18 protein-coding genes, 1 tRNA gene and 1 pseudogene are annotated in these 19,212 nt (G+C 63.6%); 9 read left to right on the top strand and 11 right to left on the bottom strand.

Features of this window, described 5'->3' with window-relative positions:
* Window position 1: 1 nt before the first annotated feature.
* Window positions 2-77: transfer RNA gene (locus tag V0R59_RS13220), tRNA-Glu, on the bottom strand.
* Between the two features lie 333 nt (window positions 78-410).
* Between V0R59_RS13220 and V0R59_RS13215 the strand changes: the two genes are divergently transcribed.
* Complete coding sequence (locus V0R59_RS13215; protein WP_330076512.1) at window positions 411-1,178, top strand: hypothetical protein; 768 nt, start codon at window positions 411-413, stop codon at window positions 1,176-1,178.
* Between the two features lie 54 nt (window positions 1,179-1,232).
* Here the strand turns inward: V0R59_RS13215 and V0R59_RS13210 are convergent, their stop codons facing one another.
* Entirely contained in the window at window positions 1,233-1,715 is a 483-nt protein-coding gene (locus V0R59_RS13210) for a GAF domain-containing protein (RefSeq protein WP_330076511.1), read from the bottom strand.
* Window positions 1,712-2,602 (bottom strand): ATP-binding protein, encoded by an 891-nt coding sequence (locus V0R59_RS13205; protein WP_330076510.1) that lies wholly within the window; start codon window positions 2,600-2,602, stop codon window positions 1,712-1,714. Before V0R59_RS13205 ends, V0R59_RS13210 begins: the two co-directional genes overlap by 4 nt.
* A gap of 125 nt (window positions 2,603-2,727) precedes the next feature.
* Between V0R59_RS13205 and V0R59_RS13200 the strand changes: the two genes are divergently transcribed.
* Window positions 2,728-5,046, top strand: a complete 2,319-nt coding sequence (locus tag V0R59_RS13200; protein WP_330076509.1) for a response regulator — start codon at window positions 2,728-2,730, stop codon at window positions 5,044-5,046.
* Here the strand turns inward: V0R59_RS13200 and V0R59_RS13195 are convergent.
* Both V0R59_RS13195 and msrB read right to left on the bottom strand, forming a co-directional pair.
* Window positions 5,039-5,524, bottom strand: a complete 486-nt coding sequence (locus V0R59_RS13195) for a glutathione peroxidase (protein WP_330076508.1) — start codon at window positions 5,522-5,524, stop codon at window positions 5,039-5,041. The genes V0R59_RS13200 and V0R59_RS13195 overlap by 8 nt on opposite strands.
* 35 nt (window positions 5,525-5,559) lie before the next feature.
* Window positions 5,560-5,952, bottom strand: a complete 393-nt coding sequence (msrB, locus tag V0R59_RS13190) for a peptide-methionine (R)-S-oxide reductase MsrB (protein WP_330076507.1) — start codon at window positions 5,950-5,952, stop codon at window positions 5,560-5,562.
* A gap of 167 nt (window positions 5,953-6,119) precedes the next feature.
* Here msrB and V0R59_RS13185 point away from each other — a divergent pair, with 167 nt between their 5' ends.
* On the top strand, window positions 6,120-7,331 hold the full coding sequence (locus V0R59_RS13185; RefSeq protein WP_330076506.1) for a pyridoxal phosphate-dependent aminotransferase: 1,212 nt from the start codon (window positions 6,120-6,122) through the stop codon (window positions 7,329-7,331).
* Window positions 7,332-7,544: 213 nt separating this feature from the next.
* Window positions 7,545-8,432, top strand: coding sequence for a protease HtpX (htpX, locus tag V0R59_RS13180; RefSeq protein ID WP_330076505.1), 888 nt, complete (start codon window positions 7,545-7,547; stop codon window positions 8,430-8,432).
* 67 nt (window positions 8,433-8,499) lie between these two features.
* Here htpX and V0R59_RS13175 read toward each other — a convergent pair whose 3' ends face one another.
* Window positions 8,500-9,153: a thiopurine S-methyltransferase gene (locus V0R59_RS13175; protein ID WP_330076504.1), complete on the bottom strand. Its 654-nt coding sequence runs from the start codon at window positions 9,151-9,153 to the stop codon at window positions 8,500-8,502.
* Window positions 9,154-9,258: 105 nt separating this feature from the next.
* Between V0R59_RS13175 and V0R59_RS13170 the strand changes: the two genes are divergently transcribed.
* Complete coding sequence (locus V0R59_RS13170) at window positions 9,259-10,026, top strand: DODA-type extradiol aromatic ring-opening family dioxygenase (RefSeq protein ID WP_330076503.1); 768 nt, start codon at window positions 9,259-9,261, stop codon at window positions 10,024-10,026.
* A gap of 60 nt (window positions 10,027-10,086) precedes the next feature.
* On the opposite strand, the pseudogene V0R59_RS13165 reads toward V0R59_RS13170, so the two are convergent.
* Together V0R59_RS13165 and V0R59_RS13160 are read right to left on the bottom strand one after the other, a co-directional pair.
* A pseudogene (locus V0R59_RS13165) lies at window positions 10,087-11,788 on the bottom strand (DEAD/DEAH box helicase).
* Between the two features lie 323 nt (window positions 11,789-12,111).
* Window positions 12,112-12,864, bottom strand: a complete 753-nt coding sequence (locus V0R59_RS13160; RefSeq protein ID WP_330076502.1) for a spermidine synthase — start codon at window positions 12,862-12,864, stop codon at window positions 12,112-12,114.
* Window positions 12,865-13,000: 136 nt separating this feature from the next.
* On the opposite strand from V0R59_RS13160, the gene V0R59_RS13155 reads away from it, so the two are divergent.
* The gene (locus V0R59_RS13155; protein ID WP_330076501.1) at window positions 13,001-14,347 is read left to right on the top strand and encodes a class II 3-deoxy-7-phosphoheptulonate synthase; all 1,347 of its coding nucleotides are present in this window, start codon (window positions 13,001-13,003) and stop codon (window positions 14,345-14,347) included.
* Here V0R59_RS13155 and V0R59_RS13150 read toward each other — a convergent pair.
* Both V0R59_RS13150 and V0R59_RS13145 read right to left on the bottom strand, forming a co-directional pair.
* Window positions 14,328-15,569, bottom strand: coding sequence for a winged helix-turn-helix domain-containing protein (locus V0R59_RS13150; protein WP_330076500.1), 1,242 nt, complete (start codon window positions 15,567-15,569; stop codon window positions 14,328-14,330). The two genes, V0R59_RS13155 and V0R59_RS13150, sit on opposite strands and share 20 nt — an antisense overlap.
* A gap of 63 nt (window positions 15,570-15,632) precedes the next feature.
* The gene (locus V0R59_RS13145) at window positions 15,633-16,382 is read right to left on the bottom strand and encodes a sulfite exporter TauE/SafE family protein (RefSeq protein WP_330076499.1); all 750 of its coding nucleotides are present in this window, start codon (window positions 16,380-16,382) and stop codon (window positions 15,633-15,635) included.
* A gap of 108 nt (window positions 16,383-16,490) precedes the next feature.
* On the opposite strand from V0R59_RS13145, the gene V0R59_RS13140 reads away from it, so the two are divergent.
* The 3 genes from V0R59_RS13140 (at window position 16,491) to V0R59_RS13130 (ending at window position 18,550) form a co-directional block, all read left to right on the top strand.
* Window positions 16,491-17,447 carry a LysR family transcriptional regulator gene (locus V0R59_RS13140; protein WP_330076498.1) on the top strand — a complete coding sequence of 319 codons (957 nt, stop codon included), beginning with the start codon at window positions 16,491-16,493 and terminating at the stop codon, window positions 17,445-17,447.
* A 54-nt stretch (window positions 17,448-17,501) separates the two neighbouring features.
* Window positions 17,502-17,963 (top strand): MarR family winged helix-turn-helix transcriptional regulator, encoded by a 462-nt coding sequence (locus V0R59_RS13135; protein WP_330076497.1) that lies wholly within the window; start codon window positions 17,502-17,504, stop codon window positions 17,961-17,963.
* A 167-nt stretch (window positions 17,964-18,130) separates the two neighbouring features.
* Entirely contained in the window at window positions 18,131-18,550 is a 420-nt protein-coding gene (locus tag V0R59_RS13130; RefSeq protein WP_330076496.1) for an organic hydroperoxide resistance protein, read from the top strand.
* A 61-nt stretch (window positions 18,551-18,611) separates the two neighbouring features.
* Here V0R59_RS13130 and efp read toward each other — a convergent pair whose 3' ends face one another.
* Window positions 18,612-19,181 (bottom strand): elongation factor P, encoded by a 570-nt coding sequence (gene efp, locus V0R59_RS13125; RefSeq protein WP_330076495.1) that lies wholly within the window; start codon window positions 19,179-19,181, stop codon window positions 18,612-18,614.
* Between the last annotated feature and the right edge of the window lie 31 nt (window positions 19,182-19,212).

Below are 19,212 nucleotides of genomic sequence, written 5' to 3'. Positions count from 1 at the left end.
TTGGCGTCCCCTAGGGGACTCGAACCCCTGTTACCGCCGTGAAAGGGCGGTGTCCTAGGCCACTAGACGAAGGGGACACACTACAACTTTTCACTCCCTGCCGCGTTTCGCTGTGTGCTTTACGCTGCAAGTGGCGCGCATTCTATGGATGCTTTGAGGGGGCGTCAACCCCCAAATAGAAATTTATTTAAATCAATGACTTCGCAGCGTTTCAGGTCCACCTGGCGAGTACCCGCCCTCTTGTTTCGCAAGCACCTGCCGACACAGGAAAAAGCGGGGAAGATAATTGTCCATCTGTGACATAGGGCAAATTGCCACCAATCCCCCTCGGGCTTCTGCCAAACAGCCCTATCCGGGTAAATGGGAAGACACTACACTCAATCGGTATACAGACTGACGAGGCGTGAACGGTGACACCACTAATGATTACCCTGCTTATAGTCGCGGGGATCGCCTTACTGATCGTTATCGGCTACCTCAACAATGTAGTCGAGAACAGCAAGCTGGAGCGCGCGCGGCTGAAAGTCGAGCTGGCCGAACGCTTGCGGCGGGTGGGCGAGATCACCGAGACCTTCCCCGGGCAGTTGATGACGCCGGCCCTCAAGCTGCTGCTGACCCGCCTCGAACTCAACCTCAATCAACGTCAGCTGGCCCTGGACAAGAACAACGGCGATATCCGCAACCGCATCGGCGAACTGGAAACCCTGATCGCCCAGGGTGAGTCGCTGCCGGTGGGCAACCCGCCGAGCCCGATCCAGACCGAGGCCAAGGCCAAGGACGTGCGCTTCCTGCTGGAGGCCATGCACAGCCAGGTGGTCCGCGCCAACCAGGAAGGTTTCCTGGCCACCAATGAAGCCAAGTACTGGGTCAAGGAAATCCGCCACATCCTGGTGGTCCTGCACATCGAGTTCTTCAACAACCTGGGCCAGGCCGCCCTCCAGCAGAACCAGCCCGGCCATGCCCGCCTCGCCTTCGAGCGCGGCGTGCAGTACCTGCGCAAGCAGCCGGAGCCAGGCCAGTACCGCGAGCAACTGGAATACATGGAAAAGCTGCTGGCCCGGGCCAACGCCATGGTGCTGGACACCATCGAGCCGACCGCGGATGACGTCAACGCCCTGACCGAAGGCTTGAAGACCGACGAAGAAGAGAACTGGAAGAAGAAGGTCATCTACGACTGAAACCACTTCCAGAAAAAACGGGGCCGCGAAGGGCCCCGTTTTTATTGGTGCGTGTCAGCAGTCGGTGGCGCTCAGGAAAATCTCGGCCAAGCGCTCCAGCCCCGCCTGGTCGTCCAGCCCGAAGCGCGCCAGCTTCGGACTGTCCAGGTCCAGCACGCCGATCAGCCGCCCATCCTTGACCAAAGGAATCACCAGCTCGCTGTTCGACGCGCTGTCGCAGGCAATATGCCCGGGAAACGCATGCACATCCTCGACCCGCTGGGTCTGCAGGCTGGCCGCCGCCGCGCCGCAGACGCCACGGCCGAACGGAATCCGTACGCAAGCCACCTGGCCCTGGAACGGGCCGAGCACCAGCACGCCATCACGGTTGAGGTAGAACCCCGCCCAGTTCAGGTCTTCGACCTGGTTATAGAGGAAGGCGGAAAACTGCGCGGCGTTGGCGATGAAGTCACGCTCGCCGGAGAGCAAGGCTTCCAGTTGCGCCGCCAGCAGGGCGTAGCCGTCGAGGCCGGTGCCCGCCGCTTTCAAATCGATCATGTGTGTTGCTCCAACAGTTTGAGTCCGACCCAGTAGCGGGCGAACTGATAGGCACAGCGGCCATTACGGTTGCCGCGGCCGGTCGCCCAGCGGATCGCGGCCTTGTCCAGTTCGTCGTCACGCTGCCAGACCAGGCCTGGCCCCTTGGCCAACTGGCTGATCCAGTGCTCGACGACATTGAGGAAATGCTCCTGGGTGAAGGGATAGAACGACAGCCACAGGCCGAAGCGGTCGGACAGGGCGATCTTGTCCTCCACCGCCTCGCTGGGGTGCAGCTCACCATCGACCATCTTCCAGTTTTCGTTATCGCTCTGCTTCTCCGGTACCAGATGGCGGCGGTTCGACGTGGCGTACAGCAGCACGTTGTCCGGCGCCTGCTCCAGGGAGCCATCGAGCACGCTCTTCAGCACCCGGTAATCGCCCTCCCCGGCTTCGAACGAGAGGTCGTCGCAGAACAGCACGAACCGCTGCGGCAACTTGTGCAGTTGCTCCACCACCCGCGGCAGGTCGGCGAGGTGATCGCGTTCGATTTCGATCAGGCGCAACCCGGCGGCGGCGTACTCAGCCAGCAGCGCCCGTACCAGCGAGGACTTGCCAGTTCCGCGCGAGCCCCACAGCAGCGCGTGGTTGGCCGGCACGCCGTCGAGGAACTGCCGGGTATTGCGGCCCAGTTGCTCACGTTGCAGATCGACCCCGATCAGGTCGGACAGGCGGATGTCCAGGCTGACCTGCAGCGGCAGCAGGAAACCGCTGCGCCCGTCACGTTGCCAGCGCGCCGCCAGGCAGTCGCTCCAGTCGATGTCAGGTCGCGGCGCCGGCAACAGCGGCTCAAGCCGTGCCAGGACGCTTTCGGCACGATCGAGAAAAGCATTGAAACGAGGGTCCACGGGAATTTCCTCAGTCAGATCCAGGTATATAAAGGAGCAAACTGAATGTGTGACAGTCATGCCAGCAGCCGGGGTTGATCGGCTATGCTTGCGCAGCGCATGGAATGTGGAACTGGCTCGGGACCATGGATATCAAGTTCACCAATCGCCTGTCGTACAAGCAAGCCCGGCTGACCGTCCTCGTCGGTTTCATCCTGGGAACATTGCTCAGTCTCATCCAGATAGGGATCGATTATGCCAGCGAAGACGCGTCCATCAACCGCGAGATGCAGGCGTTGCTGGATATCAGCCATAACACCGCCTCGCGCATCGCCTACAACATCGACTCGGAACTGGCCCAGGAACTGACCCTCGGCCTGCTGCAATCCCCCGCCATCGTCCACGCGCGCCTGATCGACAACAACGACACCGTGCTCGCCGACATGCAGCGCCCTCGCGAGGAAAGCGCCTACCGGGTGCTCAGCGACTTCCTGTTCGGCAACAACCGGGAATTTCGCAATCGCCTGTTCCTCAACCATATGCCCGACGAGTACCTCGGCACCCTGTACCTGGACGTCGACACCTTCGCCTTCGGCAGCCGCTTCCTCAAGCGTGCGGAAATCACCCTGCTCAACGGCTTCGTGCGCAGCCTGGTGCTGACCGGGATCCTCCTCGCGCTGTTCTACATGATGCTGACCAAGCCGCTGGTGCGGGTGATCAGCGCCCTGAGCAACAGCGATCCGCGGGATGCCAACCAGGGCAAGCTGCCTTTCCCGGTCGGCCACGAGGACGACGAGATCGGCGTACTGGTGAAGGTCGCCAACCAGCAGTTCGTCACCATGGCCACCGAGATCCAGCAGCGACGCACTGCGGAAAACCGCCTGACCGACTACCTCAACGAGCTGGAGAACATCGTCTCGGCGCGGACCAACGAGCTCAAGGCCAGCAACAATCGCCTCAGCCAGTCCAACCTGGAGCTGGAAGACGCGCGCCGTCGCGCCCTGGACATGGCCCAGGCCCGGGCCGCCTTCCTCGCCAACATGAGCCACGAGATCCGTACGCCGCTCAATGGCCTTCTGGGCATGATCGCGCTGTCACTGGACAGCCCGCTGAATGCCGAACAGCGCCAGCAACTGTCGATCGCCCACGACTCGGGCAAGGTGCTGGTGGAACTGCTCAACGATATCCTCGACCTGTCCAAGTTCGATGCCGGACAGCTGGAACTGGAGCGCATCCCCTTCGACCTCGGTGCGCTGGTGGAGGACACCGCCAACCTGCTGTCGCAGAACACCGCGCCGAATGTCGAACTGACCTGCCTGATCGACCCGAAATTCCCCTCGATGGTCCTCGGCGACCCGACCCGGGTCCGCCAGATCGTCAGCAACCTGCTATCCAATGCCCTCAAGTTCACCCGCTTCGGCCGCGTCGACGTGCGCCTGGGCACTCATGCCGGCGGCGTGCGCATCGATGTCTGCGACACCGGCATCGGCATCGAACCGGAGGCGCAGACGCGCATCTTCCAGCCCTTCACCCAGGCCGGTGCCGGCATTACCCGGCAGTACGGCGGCACGGGCCTGGGCCTGACTCTGACCAACAACCTCTGCGAGGCCATGCAGGGCCGCCTGAGCATCAGTTCCGAGACCGGCTTCGGCAGCCAGTTCAGCGCGGAACTGCCCTTGCCCAGCCACAGCCCGGCGATGATGCCCGACCCATTGCGCGGCCATGTCATCGCCATCAGCAACGCGAAAAGCGGTCTCGCCGAACTGCTGCAAACCCTGTTGCCGCGCTGGGGCCTGCATTATCGGCGGGTGGACGACCTCGATGGCCTCGCCGGCGAAACCCCGGACCTGCTGATCACCGACGACCTGGATTGCGTGCTGGCCGCCCGCCCGGAGATCAAGGCACCCATCCTGCTGATCACCGCCTACGGCAACTTCCTTCCCGGTGAACAGGCGAGCAACCTCGCGCCGTTGCAACAACAGGCCCGCCCGCTGGCCCGAGGCGCGCTGTACCAGGCCCTGCGCCGGGTGCTGGCGCGGATTGACGAAGGCACGCCGGTGCAACCGGCCGACAGACCCGCCAGCCTGCGTCGCGGGCGAATCCTGCTGGTGGAGGACAACCCGGTCAACCAGTTGGTGGCCAAGGGCATGCTCGGCAAGCTCGGCTGCGAGGTCAGCGTCGCAGCCCATGGCGCCGAAGCGCTGGAGCTGTTGGAGGACAGTGAGTTCGACCTGGTGCTGATGGACTGCAACATGCCGGTGATGGATGGCTACGAGGCCAGCCGGCGCATTCGCCAGAGCGGGCGCTGGCCGAATCTGCCGATCGTCGCCCTGACCGCCAACGCCATGCCCGAGGAACGCGAACGCTGTCGCGCCGCGGGCATGAACGACTACCTGGCCAAGCCCTTCCGCCGCGAGGAGCTGGAAGCCCTGATCGACCACTGGGCGCCGCCGGCGATCACTTGAGCAACGCCTCGATGTCGGCGCCAAGGGCATCCGGCTTGGTGGTGGGGGCGTAGCGACTGACCGCGCCGGTCTTCGGGTCGAGGAGGAACTTGGTGAAGTTCCACTTGATGCCTTGCGAACCAAGCAGGCCGGGGGCACGCTTCTTCAACTCGACGAACAGCGGGTGCGCACCCGGACCATTGACGTCGATCTTGCGGAACAGCGGGAAACTGACACCGAAATTCAGCTCGCAGAATTGCGAGATCGCCTTCTCGTCACCCGGCTCCTGCTTGCCGAACTGGTTGCAGGGAAAGCCGAGGACCACCAGGCCGCGTTCGCGGTACGCCTGCCACAGCGCCTCAAGCCCCTTGTACTGCGGGGTGAAGCCACACTGGCTGGCGGTATTGACGATCAGCACGGCCTTGGCCGGAAAGTCCGCCAGGGTCTTTTGTTCGCCCTTGATGGTGGTGCAGGGAATGTCCAGCAATGGTCCCGCCATGGATCGCGCTCCTTGATAGTGATGAAGAACGCGCGTCAGCGCGCCTTCAGGTCCAGACACACAGAGTTGATGCAGTAACGCAGGCCGGTCGGCGGCGGCCCGTCGGGAAATACGTGGCCCAGGTGCGCATCGCAGCGGGCACAGGTGACTTCGGTACGGATCATGCCGTGGGAGGTATCGCGGATCTCGATCATCGCGCTGTCCTCGATCGGCTCGTAGAAGCTTGGCCAACCACAGCCGGAATCGAACTTGGCACGGGAGTCGAACAGTGGCGCATCGCAGCAGATGCAGTGATAGACGCCATCGGTCCTGGTCGAATTGTACTTGCCGCTGAACGGCCGCTCGGTGCCCTTCAGGCGGCACACCTGGTATTGCGCGGGGTCGAGCATCTCGCGCCATTCTTCAAGGGTTTTCTCTAGCTTTTCCATCGGCAGGCCTCGGCAAATCAAAAAGCCCGTGCTGCTTCTTTTCGTCGGCACGGGCGAGACGTATTATTGCGCCTCAATTCAGACATCAGTCTGGCACCCGTCTTACTCGCATTTCAAACCTTTTCACCGCGCAGTAGGCGGCGATCTTTTCTTATCGGGATCACATCATGCAGGTCAGCAAATCGAACAAGCTCGCCAATGTCTGCTACGACATCCGCGGCCCGGTGCTCAAGCACGCCAAGCGTCTGGAAGAGGAAGGCCACCGCGTCCTCAAGCTGAACATCGGCAACCCGGCACCCTTCGGTTTCGAGGCGCCGGAGGAAATCCTCCAGGACGTGATCCGCAACCTGCCGACCGCCCAGGGCTACAGCGATTCCAAGGGCCTGTTCAGCGCGCGCAAGGCGGTGATGCAGTACTGCCAGCAGAAGCAGATCGAAGGCGTCGGCATCGAGGACATCTACCTCGGCAACGGAGTATCCGAGCTGATCGTGATGTCGATGCAGGCCCTGCTCAACAACAGCGACGAAGTGCTGATCCCGGCGCCCGACTACCCGCTGTGGACCGCCGCAGTGAGCCTGGCCGGCGGCAAGGCCGTGCACTACCTGTGCGACGAGCAGGCCGACTGGTTCCCCGACCTGGAAGACATCAAGGCCAAGATCACCCCGAACACCAAGGCCATGGTGATCATCAACCCGAACAACCCGACCGGCTCGGTGTACTCCCGCGAAGTCCTGCTGGGCATGCTGGAAATCGCCCGCCAGCACAACCTGGTGGTGTTCTCCGACGAGATCTACGACAAGATCCTCTATGACGGCGCCATCCACGTCAGCAGCGCCTCGCTGGCACCGGACCTGCTCTGCCTGACCTTCAACGGCCTGTCCAAGTCGTACCGCGTGGCCGGTTTCCGCTCCGGCTGGCTGATCATCTCCGGGCCCAAGCAGCACGCCCAGAGCTACATCGAAGGCCTCGACATCCTGGCCAACATGCGCCTGTGCGCCAACGTGCCGTCGCAGCACGCGATCCAGACCGCCCTCGGCGGCTACCAGAGCATCAACGACCTGGTTCTGCCAGCGGGCCGCCTGCTGGAGCAGCGCAACCGCACTTGGGAATTGCTCAACGACATTCCCGGGGTCAGCTGCGTCAAGCCGATGGGCGCGTTGTACGCCTTCCCGAAGATCGACCCGAAGGTCTGCCCGATCTACAACGACGAGAAGTTCGTCCTTGACCTGCTGCTCTCGGAAAAACTGCTGATCGTCCAGGGTACTGCGTTCAACTGGCCGACCCCGGACCACTTCCGCGTCGTGACCCTGCCACGGGTCGACGACCTGGAGCAGGCCATCGGCCGCATCGGAAATTTCCTGAAGACCTACCGGCAATAGCCTACAGTCATACCTGTGTCTGAAAAGTCGCAGGTATCGACCACTCTCCCTTCGCATTTTCCTACCCGCGGCTCTGAACCGCGGGTTGGATTGACGTGTCTGTCTGTTTGACGCGTACACAGTTTGAAATAGTCGGCCAGTTGAATCACCAAGGCGCGCACCTTATATACCCGCATACGCTACATATCTATCCGTCAGGAGAACGTAACAACCATGATGCGCATTTTGCTGTTTGTGGCCACCAACCTTGCGGTCGTGCTGATTGCCAGCATCACCCTGAGCCTTTTCGGCTTCAACGGGTTCATGGCGGCAAACGGGGTTGACCTCAAGCTCGACTCGTTGCTGGTGTTCTGTGCCGTGTTCGGCTTCGCCGGCTCGCTGATCTCGCTGTTCATTTCCAAGTGGATGGCGAAGATGAGCACGGGCACCCAGATCATCAGCCAGCCGCGCACCCGTCACGAGCAATGGCTGCTGCAGACCGTCGAGGAGCTGTCCCGCGAAGCCGGCATCAAGATGCCGGAGGTGGGCATCTTCCCGGCCTACGAGGCCAACGCCTTCGCCACCGGCTGGAACCGCAACGACGCGCTGGTGGCGGTGAGCCAGGGCCTGCTGGAACGCTTTTCCCCCGATGAAGTGCGTGCCGTGCTGGCCCACGAGATCGGCCACGTCGCCAACGGCGACATGGTCACCATGGCCCTGATCCAGGGCGTGGTGAACACCTTCGTGATGTTCTTCGCGCGGATCATCGGCAACTTCGTCGACAAGGTGATCTTCAAGAACGAGGAAGGCCAGGGCATCGCCTACTACGTCGCGACCATCGTCGCCGAGCTGATCCTGGGCATCCTCGCCAGCATCATCGTCATGTGGTTCTCGCGCAAACGCGAGTACCGCGCCGACGACGCCGGTGCCCGCCTGGCCGGCACCGGGGCGATGATCAGCGCGCTGCAACGCCTGCGTTCGGAGCAGGGCGTGCCGGTACAGATGCCTAGCACCCTGAGCGCCTTCGGCATCAACGGCGGCCTGAAGCAGGGCCTCGCCGGCCTGCTGATGAGCCACCCGCCGCTGGAAGAGCGTATCGAAGCGCTGCGTCGCCGCGGTTGATCGACAACGAAAACGAAAAAGCCCGCTTCGGCGGGCTTTTTCATTTCCAGGAGGACCGCGCAGCCTTTCAGCCTCGCAGGAGGTAGACCCTTTCCACCAGGCTGCCGACACCGGCCTGCACGAACTTCCAGCTCTCGCCAAGAATGTCCTGCTCCGCCTCCTCGCTGACCTGCCAGCGTCCGGCAAACAGCGCCCGGACCTCGTCATCCGGCACCGCGAAGGGCGGCCCGTCCAGCTTCGACTGGTCATAATCCATGGTCACCAGCACACCCCGACAGCCCCGAGGCAGCAGCCTGTCGAGCTGTGCGGCGTAACGCTGACGCATCTCCGGCGGCAGGGCGATCAGCGCGGCACGGTCATACACCCCCACGCAATCCGCCAGGTCCTCGGCAGTCAGCTGGAAGAAATCGCCGCACCAGATCTCCACGCCCTCACTGCGATAGCAGGTAAACGCACCGTGCTGGAAGCGCTCCGGCTGCAACTGCTGCTCGGTGAAGAAGTCTTCCACTGCCCGCTGCGACAGCTCCACGCCCAGCACCCGCAGCCCCTGCCCCGCCAGCCAGGCCAGGTCCAGACTCTTGCCGCACAGCGGCACCAGCACCCGGCTACCGGGGGCGATCCCCAGTTGCGGCCAGTACCGGGCCAGGTACGGATTGACCTGGTCCTGGTGGAAACCGATCTGATTGCGCTCCCAGCGCTTGTGCCAAAAATCCGCTTGCATGCCGACCTCGAAGATTTCGATCAAATACTGCGAAAACTTATATTGGAATCAGATCAATGATCTGCCCGAAGATGGTGGCCATCATACCCCTTCAGGACTTTCGCGATGCTCCCCAGCCTGTTCATCTCCCACGGATCGCCCATGCTGGCCCTGGAACCGGGCGAAAGCGGCCCGGCCCTGGCTCGCCTGGCTGCCAGCCTGCCGCGCCCGAAAGCCATCGTCGTGGTCTCGGCACACTGGGAAAGCCACGACCTGTGGGTAGCCAGCTCCCCACGCCCGGCCACCTGGCATGACTTCGGTGGTTTCCCGCCCGCGCTGTTCGCCGTGCAGTACCCGGCGCCCGGCGAACCGGAACTGGCCGAGCGGATCGCCGGCATGCTCAATGACGCAGGCCTGCGCACCGGCCTGGACCCGAAGCGGCCGTTCGACCACGGCGCCTGGGTGCCGCTGTCGCTGATGTATCCACAAGCGGATATCCCGGTTGTGCAGGTTTCCCTGCCCAGCCTGCTCGGTCCGGCTTTCCAGGAACAGGTCGGACGCACCCTGTCGGCGCTGCGCGAGGAAGGCATCCTGCTGATCGGCTCCGGCAGCATCACCCACAACCTGGGTGAGCTGGACTGGCGGGCGACCGGGAACGATGCTGCGCCCTGGGCCCTGGCGTTCCGGGACTGGGTGGTGGAGAAACTGGCGGCCAACGACAGCGCCGCACTGCTCGACTATCGCCGCCAGGCACCCTTCGCGGTGCGCAACCATCCGAGCGATGAGCACCTGTTGCCGCTGTATTTCGCTCGCGGTGCGGGGGAACGGTTCGGCATCGAGCACCAGGGGTTCACCCTCGGTGCCCTGGGGATGGATATCTACCGCTTCGACTGAGCCCCCGAACAGGCAAAAAAAATCCCCGAACCAGTCGGGGATTTTTTCGTTACTCGCGGATCAATCCTCGCGATAGCGGCGCAGCTTCAGCTGCTTGCCGGCAACGCGGGTGTCCTTGAGCTTGGCCAGCAGGCGCTCCAGCCCCTCTTCCGGCAGCTCGACCAGGCTGAAGCTGTCACGGACCTGGATACGGCCGATGGCTTCGCGGGCCAGGCCGCCTTCGTTGAGGATGGCGCCCAGCAGGTTCTTCGCCGCGATACCGTCACGCGCGCCCAGCGCGGTACGGCAACGGGCACGACCTTCGGCCAGCGGCAGCGGCGCACGACGCTCACGCTCGCCACCACTGCGCTCGGAACGCTCACCGGTACGCTCGCGCGGGGTGTAGGTCGGAACCAGCGGCTGCTCTTTCTCGACGGCTTCCAGGGTCAGCGCCTGACCGTTGGTGGCCTTGCGCAGCAGGGCTGCGGCCAGGGCACGCGGGCTGCAACCGATGTCGGCAGTCAGGCGGTCCAGCAGGTCGCCATGGCTGGCTTCGGCGTCGGCAACCAGCGGCGCGAGGCTGTTGGTCAGCTTCTTGATGCGGGCATCGAGAACGGCCTGGGCGTTCGGCAGGCGAACTTCGGCAACCTTCTGACCGGTAACACGCTCGATCACCTGCAGCATGCGGCGCTCGCGCGGGGTAACCAGCAGCAGCGCACGGCCTTCGCGACCGGCACGGCCGGTACGGCCGATACGGTGGACGTAGGACTCTGGATCGTACGGCATGTCGACGTTGAACACGTGGGTGATGCGCGGTACGTCCAGGCCACGGGCAGCGACGTCGGTAGCGACGACGATGTCCAGGCGACCGTCCTTCAGCGAATCGATCACGCGCTCACGCTGGTTCTGGGCGATGTCACCGTTCAGCGCAGCGGCCTTGTAGCCCTTGGCTTCCAGGGCACTGGCCAGGTCCAGGGTGGCTTGCTTGGTACGCACGAAGGCGATCAGCGCGTCGAACTCTTCCACTTCCAGCAGACGCAGGACAGCGGAGACCTTCTGGTCGGCATGGACCATCAGGTGGGCCTGCTCGATGGCAGTCACGGTCTGGGTCTTGCTCTGGATCTTGACGTGCTTCGGCTCGCGCAGGTGGCGCTCGGCGATGGCACGGATAGAAGCAGGCAGGGTGGCCGAGAACAGAACGGTCTGGCGGCTTTCCGGCATGGCCTTGAAGATGACTTCCAGGTCGTCCATGAAGCCCAGCTTGAGCATCTCGTCGGCTTCGTCGAGCACCAGGTGGTTGACGGTTGCCAGGACTTTCTCGTCGCGACGCAGGTGGTCGCACAGACGGCCAGGGGTAGCGACGACGATTTGCGCGCCGTTGCGGATGGCTTTCAGTTGTGGGCCCATCGGGGCACCACCGTATACGGCCACCACGGTCACGCCCGGCATCTGCTTGGCGTAGGTTTCGAATGCGGTGGCTACTTGCAGCGCCAACTCACGGGTTGGCGCCAGGATCAGGGCTTGCGGCTCGCGCTTGCTCGGGTCGATGCGGTTCAGGATGGGCAGGGCGAAGGCGGCGGTTTTACCGGTACCGGTCTGCGCCTGACCGATCATGTCATGACCGGCGAGAATGATCGGGATCGATTGTTGCTGAATGGCGGATGGCTCTTCGTAGCCAGTAGCCAGTACGGCAGCAACAATACTTGGATGAAGATCGAGAGCGGCGAAGCCGCCGGTTTCCTGGGTCATGGGTCTGCCTCTAAGTGCATCCGCAAAGACCCATGCTCCAAAGCTGCGCATGCCTTGTAAGACCCGAAGGTCACCCTGGCAGCTTTGTCGGCGGGGATTTGCGAAAACGATTGAAGATAAAAAGAACGTCCAGGAAGAGTCCGCGATGCGGACGCGCAGCCGAAGCTGGCTTCGGGGAATTGCACTACCTAAACGAGGTCCGTTGAAAGACCGGCGCGCATCATACCTGAATTCGCAGTTGCCGTGAGAGCTTTTTTTCGGAAAACGACGACCGCAAGCCTTGGAACGACAAGCCTTGTCGATCTCCAAGGCCCCTGCGATGCCTGACACGGGGGCTGACTGGCTGAAACGATTTACTCAGGATGCCGGGCGGATTACCTCGATCAGGGAGTTGAGGGAGTAGCCGAGGCGTGGTGCCAGGGCCTCGGCGCGGGCGCGCAGCCCGGCGGCGTCGAGGGTCTGGTCGAGGTCGGCGGGCACCAGCAGGATGACGTTGCCCTCCTTCACCGGCAGTTCCCAGTAATGCCGCGAATACAACCCGCGCAACAGCGCCGCACCAAGGGGGCGGCCATCATCGCCGGCCCATTGGTTGATCACCAGCCAGCCGCCGGGATTGAGGCGCTTCTGGCAGTTTTCCAGGAAGCCCCACGCCAGGTGGCCAACACCGGGGCCGTGATCGGTGTACAGGTCGACGAAGATCAGGTCCGCCGGTTCCGCCGTGGGTAGCAGTTCCAGGGCGTCGCCGACGCGGATGTACAGGCGCGGATCGTCGTCCAGGCCGAGGTATTCGATGGCCAGGCGCGGCACCTCGGGGCGCAGCTCGATGGCCTCGACATCCTCCAGCGGCAGGAACTTCAGGCATGCCTGGGTCAAGGTGCCGGCACCGAGGCCGAGGAACAGCGCGCTCTCCGGCTGTTCGTGGCACAGCGCGCCGACCAGCATGGCGCGGGTATAGTCGTACTCCAGCCAGCTCGGGTCGGCGGTGAACACACAGCTCTGCTCGATCGCTTCGCCGAATTCGAGGAAGCGATAGTCCTCGACCTCGTACACGCTGATCGTGCCGAACTGGTCGTGCACCTGCGCCAGCAGCCGCTCTTCCCGCTCTGTCATGCTGTCTCCCGCCAACCCGGCCTGCCCAAGCAAAAGGCGGCATTGTCCGTCAATGCGGGCAGTGCAACAAGGCGTGTGGCTGGTGATAGCATGACGGGCATGCCTTTTCGTCCTTATCAGACATGTCGAGTCCACCATGAGCCAACCCTGGAGTCCCGCTAGCTGGCGCGCCCTGCCGATCCAGCAACAGCCTATCTACCCCGACGCCGCGCACCTGCTGAAGGTCGAGCAGACCCTCGCCAGTTATCCACCGCTGGTCTTCGCCGGCGAGGCGCGCGAGCTGCGCCGGCAGTTCGCCGAAGTGACCCAGGGCCGTGCCTTCCTCCTGCAGGGCGGCGATTGCGCGGAAAGCTTCGCCGAGTTCTCCGCCGCCAAGATCCGCGACACCTTCAAGGTCCTGCTGCAGATGGCCATTGTCATGACCTTCGCCGCTGGCTGCCCGGTGGTGAAGGTCGGGCGCATGGCCGGGCAGTTCGCCAAGCCGCGCTCATCCGGTGACGAAACCATCGACGGCGTGACCTTGCCCGCCTACCGTGGCGACATCGTCAATGGCATCGGTTTCGACGAGAAGAGCCGCGTGCCGGATCCGGAACGCCTGCTGCAGTCCTACCACCAGGCCACCGCCACCCTCAACCTGCTGCGCGCCTTCGCCCAGGGCGGTTTCGCCGACCTGCACCAGGTGCACAAGTGGAACCTGGACTTCATCGCCAACTCGGCCCTGGCCGAGAAATACAGCCAACTGGCCGACCGCATCGACGAGACCCTGGCCTTCATGCGCGCCTGCGGCCTGGATACCGCGCCGCAACTGCGCGAGACCAGTTTCTTCACTGCCCACGAAGCGCTGCTGCTCAACTATGAGGAAGCCTTCGTGCGCCAGGACAGCCTCACCGGCGACTGGTTCGACTGCTCGGCGCACATGCTGTGGATCGGTGACCGCACCCGCCAGCTGGACGGCGCCCATGTCGAGTTCCTGCGCGGGGTGAACAACCCGATCGGGGTCAAGGTCGGCCCGAGCATGAACACCGAGGACCTGATCCGCCTGATCGACATCCTCAACCCGGCCAACGATCCCGGGCGCCTCAACCTGATCGTGCGCATGGGAGCGGACAAGGTCGGTGACCACCTGCCCAACCTGATCCGCAGCGTCGAGCGCGAGGGCCGCCAGGTGCTATGGAGCTCGGACCCGATGCACGGCAACACGATCAAGGCCAGCAGCGGCTACAAGACCCGGGATTTCGCGCAGATCCTCAGCGAGGTGAAGCAGTTCTTCCAGGTGCACCAGGCCGAGGGCACCCATGCCGGCGGCATCCATATCGAGATGACCGGGCAGAACGTCACCGAATGCATCGGCGGCGCCCGGCCGATCACCGAGGATGGCCTGTCCGACCGCTACCACACTCACTGCGACCCGCGGATGAACGCCGATCAGTCGCTGGAGCTGGCCTTCCTCATCGCCGAGACCCTCAAGCAGGTTCGCCGCTGATCGCCACGCGGGCCAGTGCCTCGCGCAAGCGCGGGGTGCCGGCCCGCAGGCAGTTGACCTGCACGGTCTCCAGACCCAGCCAGCCGGCCAGTCGCCAGAGACTGGCGGCCAGGGCGTCGATCCCCGCCTCGTCCAGTCCCGTCTCTTCTTCATGCAGGGCATGCACGGCCAAACGCTGCTGCGCGCGCTCGGCACGCAGGTCGACCCGCGCGGCGATTCGCTCGTGGTGCAGGAACGGCAATACGTAGTAGCCATAGACCCGCTTGTGCGCCGGGGTGTAGATCTCCAGGCGATAGCGGAAATCGAACAGCCGCTCGGTCCGCTCGCGCTCCCAGACCAGGGAATCGAAGGGGGACAACAGGGCGCTGGCAATGGCCTTGCGCGGCACCCGCGGCGTGTCGAGGCAGTAGGCCGGCTGCGCCCAGCCGCGAACTTCGCAGCGCTGCAGCCGACCGTCCTCTACCAGTTCGGCGACGCGAGCGCGGCTGTCCGCCGGGGCCAGGCGGAAGTAGTCACGCAGGTCTTTCTCGGTGGCGACGCCCAGCGCCGTGGCCGCCTGCACCAGCAGCCCGCGCTGGGCTTCGGCCTCATCAGGCACCGGCTGCGCCAGCACGCTGGCCGGCAGTACCCGTTCCGGCAGATCGTAGAGGCGCTCGAAACCGCGGCGTCCGGCCACTGTCACCTCGCCGGCGGCGAACAGCCATTCCAGCGCATGTTTTTCCGCGCTCCAGTCCCACCAGGGACCGGCACGCTCTTCGCGGGTCGACAGACTGCCGGCACCCAGCGCGCCCTGCTCGGTGACGGCGGCCAGAACCCGGGCTATCGTCGCCTGCTGCTCACGCCCGAAGTCCGCCAGTTGCCGGTAGATGCCCTGTCCCTGCCGTGCCCGGCGCATGCGCCATTGCAGCAACGGGTACAGTTCCAGCGGGAGCAGCGAGGCCTCATGGCCCCAGTATTCGAAGAGCTTGCGCTGGCGACCACGCCCCCAGGCCAACTGGTCGAGCAGCTCGGGCGCGTAGTGGCCCAGGCGGGAAAACAGCGGCAGGTAATGGGAACGCACCAGGGCATTGACCGAGTCGATTTGCACCACGCCAAGCCGGCGCAGCATCCGCGCCAGTTGCGCCGTGCTTGCGGACTGGTCGCTGGCGACCGCCGAGAAGCCCTGGGCGGACAACGCCAGGCGCCGTGCCTGGGCCGGGGAAAACGATTGGGTAGTGGGCATGCCGGACTCCCTGCAAGCAAGACCCACTACAGTAGCCCCGCCGACGCGGTGCCGCGACTGCTTTCAGACCTCGAATGCCAGCAGCAACGCACAGACCAGCAGGAAACCGCAGAACAGCGAGCGCAGGACCTTTTCCGGCATGGCATGGGCCAGCTTCACCCCCCAACTGATGCTGAGCAGGCCGCCCGCAGCGAGGGGAATGCCCATCATCCAGTCGACATGCTGGTGTAGCGCGTAGGTCAGCAGGGTCACCGAGGTGCTCGGCAAGGCCAGGGCCAGCGACAAGCCCTGGGCAACCACCTGGGTGGTACCGAAGACGCTGGTCAGCACCGGTGTGGCGACCACCGCGCCGCCAACCCCGAACAGCCCGCCCATGACCCCGGAGACGCTACCCAGCACGCCCAGCCACGGCCACGGATGGCGCAGCTCGCTGGACGGTGGCGTGCCGCGCATGAACATGCGCACCAGGTTCCAGGCCGCCAACGCGATCAGGAAACCGATAAAGCCGATACGCATGTTCTGCGCATCCAGTCCCACCGCCCAGATCGAGCCGAGCCAGGCGAAGAGAAAACTGGCGCCCGCCAGGGGCAGCGCATAACGCAATTCGATACGGTTGCGCTGGTGATAGCGCCACAGCGCCAGCATCACGTTCGGTACCACCATCACCAGCGCCGTGCCCTGGGCCAGTTGCTGGTCCATGCCGAACAGCACGCCAAACGCCGGAATGGCGATCAAGCCGCCACCGATGCCGAACAAACCTCCCACCGTGCCCAGGGCAGCGCCCAAGGCGAGATACATCAACCACTCGATCATGCCAGCCTCGTCAATCAAATCGTTTCAGCATGCTACCGATGGCGGGCTAGCGGGGAAACGCATAGCAACGCACAATGGCTTTGCCCATTTCGCACAAGCGAGCCCTTGATGAATCCCGATGCCCTGACCGAACAGCTCGGCTTGTTTCTCGATGTACTGGAAACCGCGAGCTTTTCCGCTGCGTCCCGGCGCCATCCACTGACCCCGTCGGCGGTAGCGCGGCGCATCGACAACCTGGAAAACGCCGTGGGCAGCCGCCTGTTCGTGCGCAGCACCCACGCCGTGCGCCCGACCCAGGCAGGTATCGCCTTCGCCGAACGGGCCCGGAGAATCGTCGAGGAACTGCGCCTGGCCCGGGCCGAGGCGGTGTCCCTGAGTTGCGCCCCGGAAGGCCTGATCCGCATGGATGCACCGGCAGCCTTCGGGCGCCGTCACCTGGCGCCGGCCATTGCCGACTTCCTCGTGGCCTACCCCGGCCTCGACGTACAACTGCGCCTGATCGACAGCTTCGTCGACCTGCACGGCGCCCATCTCGGCGAGGTCGACCTGGTCCTGCGTGCCGGCCCGCTGGCCGATACCCGGCTGGTAGCGACACCGCTGGCCTACATGGTGCGCATCGCCTGCGCCAGCCCCGCCTACCTGCGCCAGCGCGGAGTACCTGCCAGCCCCGCCGAACTGCCGGACCACGATGGCCTGGACTGGGACGGGCTGGCCCCGCCTTTCGCCTGGCGCTTCGAAATGGATGGCCAGATGCGCGTATTCCGCCCTTCGCGGATGCGCATGACCGCCAACAATGCCGAGACCTTGCTGTTCGGCGCCCTTGCCGGCCTCGGCATCGCTCACCTGCCGACCTGGCTGATCAGCGAATACCTGCTGCGTGGCGAACTGCTGCCGCTGTTCTGCGAAAACGGCCTGCCACCAACCGAAACCACCGGCATCTATGCACTGCGCCTCGAACATGAAACGAACTCTCGGAGCCGTTTGCTGCTCGAATTCCTCAAGAGCCGATTCAGTCCGGTGCCGCCCTGGGATCTGGCGCTGCAAAGCGAATTGAGCTGGCGATAGTGCTAAATATTTGTGCACTAAACTTACAAAGATCCGAGACAGAAAAGGATTTGCATGAACGCTGACACCGAAGCCCCAGGCAACTGCGACGAGTTGCTGCTCGACAATCAGGTGTGCTTTGCCCTGCATTCCACCTCGTTGTTGATGACCAAGGTCTACAAGCCCCTGCTGCAAGCGCTGGGCCTGACTTATCCACAGTACCTGGCGATGCTGGTGCTCTGGGAACAGGACGCACTGACGGTCGGCGAAATCAGCCAGCGCCTGCTCACCGACCCGGGCTCGCTCACGCCACTGCTCAAGCGCCTGGAGGCCGAAGGCTTGCTCAAGCGCACCCGCAGCCGCGAGGACGAACGCGTGGTGATCGTCGAACTGACCGACGCCGGCCGCGAGTTGCAACAACAGGCGCGCAAGGTGCCGCATTGCATTCTGGGAGCCAGCGGCCAGACGGTTGAACGCCTGCAGCAACTGCAGGCGCAGTTGCTGGAATTGCGCGATCAGCTGCAAAAAAGTCTTTAAGGGCTCTGCGACGGGGTTTTCGGCATCCTAGCCAGCCCCGTCGCCTTACCGTTGGGAGAAAAATCCGAAAATTTATATTGCGCACTAAATAATTGAGCGCTAATTTTATCCCCGTACCCAGACAGCGCCAACGGCGCACACCGCTCACAAGGTTCGAGGAAATCCCCATGAAAACGCTCTACACCGCAACCGTAACCTCCACTGGTGGCCGCGATGGCCGTGCCGCTTCCAACGACGGCATCCTCGACGTGAAACTGGCCACCCCGAAAGAACTCGGCGGTGCCGGCGGCGCAGCGACCAACCCGGAGCAACTGTTCGCCGCCGGTTACTCGGCCTGCTTCATCGGCGCCCTGAAATTCGTCGCCGGCCAGAGCAAGCGCCAGCTGCCCGCCGACACCTCGATCACTGCCGAAGTCGGCATCGGCCAGATCGAAGGTGGCTTCGGTCTCGACATCGACCTGCGCATCAGCCTCCCGGGTCTTGAGCAGGCCGACGCCCAAGCCCTGGTAGACGCGGCGCACAAGGTCTGCCCGTACTCCAACGCCACCCGTGGCAACGTCGACGTCCGCCTGCACATCAGCGTCTGAGTTATCCACAGGCATAAAAAAACCCGGCCAAGGCCGGGTTTTTCATGTCGGGCAAGAAGTCTTACTTCTTGGTACGACCTTTGAAGCTGTTGTCGCGGGTGTCGATATCGATCCACTCGTCGATCTCGATGAAGTCGGCAACCTGGATCTCGGTGCCGTTCTTCAGCTTGGCAGGCTTCATGACCTTGCCGGAGGTGTCGCCACGAGCAGCGTTCTCGGTGTAGACGACCTGACGGCTGATGGTGGTCGGCAGCTCTACGGAAACCAGGCGGCCTTCGAAGAACACTGCTTCGCAGATGTCTTCCATGCCTTCTTCGATGTACGGCAGAACGGCGTCGATGTCTTCGGCGTTCAGTTCGTACATGGTGTAGTCGGTGGTGTCCATGAAGGTGTACGAGTCACCGCTGATGAACGACAGGGTCGCTTCTTTGCGATCCAGGATCACGTCGTCCAGCTTGTCGTCGGCGAAGTAGACGGTTTCGGTCTTGTAGCCGGTCAGCAGGTTCTTCAGCTTGGTCTTCATGATCGCGCTGTTACGGCCCGACTTGGTGAATTCAGCTTTCTGAACCAGCCATGGGTCGTTGTCGATCCGCAGTACGGTACCGGGTTTCAGCTCTTTACCAGTTTTCATTACGAAGTATCCGAATCTGGATGGATTTATA

It is taken from the genome of Pseudomonas ulcerans, from assembly GCF_036324125.1.
GTDB classification, from domain to species: domain Bacteria; phylum Pseudomonadota; class Gammaproteobacteria; order Pseudomonadales; family Pseudomonadaceae; genus Aquipseudomonas; species Aquipseudomonas ulcerans.
The sequence above is the reverse complement of the archived record's forward strand: the minus strand, read 5'-3'. Positions and strand labels throughout refer to the sequence as shown.

What these genes read in the sequence shown, in the direction of transcription:
- msrB (WP_330076507.1), bottom strand. Translation starts at nt 5,952, where the DNA reads ATGGAAAAGCTAGAGAAAACCCTTGAAGAATGGCGCGAGATGCTCGAC.
- V0R59_RS13210 (WP_330076511.1), bottom strand. Translation starts at nt 1,715, where the DNA reads ATGATCGATTTGAAAGCGGCGGGCACCGGCCTCGACGGCTACGCCCTG.
- V0R59_RS13195 (WP_330076508.1), bottom strand. Translation starts at nt 5,524, where the DNA reads ATGGCGGGACCATTGCTGGACATTCCCTGCACCACCATCAAGGGCGAA.
- V0R59_RS13135 (WP_330076497.1), top strand. Translation starts at nt 17,502, where the DNA reads ATGAACGCTGACACCGAAGCCCCAGGCAACTGCGACGAGTTGCTGCTC.
- htpX (WP_330076505.1), top strand. Translation starts at nt 7,545, where the DNA reads ATGATGCGCATTTTGCTGTTTGTGGCCACCAACCTTGCGGTCGTGCTG.
- efp (WP_330076495.1), bottom strand. Translation starts at nt 19,181, where the DNA reads ATGAAAACTGGTAAAGAGCTGAAACCCGGTACCGTACTGCGGATCGAC.
- V0R59_RS13150 (WP_330076500.1), bottom strand. Translation starts at nt 15,569, where the DNA reads ATGCCCACTACCCAATCGTTTTCCCCGGCCCAGGCACGGCGCCTGGCG.
- V0R59_RS13160 (WP_330076502.1), bottom strand. Translation starts at nt 12,864, where the DNA reads ATGACAGAGCGGGAAGAGCGGCTGCTGGCGCAGGTGCACGACCAGTTC.
- V0R59_RS13145 (WP_330076499.1), bottom strand. Translation starts at nt 16,382, where the DNA reads ATGATCGAGTGGTTGATGTATCTCGCCTTGGGCGCTGCCCTGGGCACG.
- V0R59_RS13185 (WP_330076506.1), top strand. Translation starts at nt 6,120, where the DNA reads ATGCAGGTCAGCAAATCGAACAAGCTCGCCAATGTCTGCTACGACATC.
- V0R59_RS13200 (WP_330076509.1), top strand. Translation starts at nt 2,728, where the DNA reads ATGGATATCAAGTTCACCAATCGCCTGTCGTACAAGCAAGCCCGGCTG.
- V0R59_RS13175 (WP_330076504.1), bottom strand. Translation starts at nt 9,153, where the DNA reads ATGCAAGCGGATTTTTGGCACAAGCGCTGGGAGCGCAATCAGATCGGT.
- V0R59_RS13170 (WP_330076503.1), top strand. Translation starts at nt 9,259, where the DNA reads ATGCTCCCCAGCCTGTTCATCTCCCACGGATCGCCCATGCTGGCCCTG.
- V0R59_RS13140 (WP_330076498.1), top strand. Translation starts at nt 16,491, where the DNA reads ATGAATCCCGATGCCCTGACCGAACAGCTCGGCTTGTTTCTCGATGTA.
- V0R59_RS13155 (WP_330076501.1), top strand. Translation starts at nt 13,001, where the DNA reads ATGAGCCAACCCTGGAGTCCCGCTAGCTGGCGCGCCCTGCCGATCCAG.
- V0R59_RS13130 (WP_330076496.1), top strand. Translation starts at nt 18,131, where the DNA reads ATGAAAACGCTCTACACCGCAACCGTAACCTCCACTGGTGGCCGCGAT.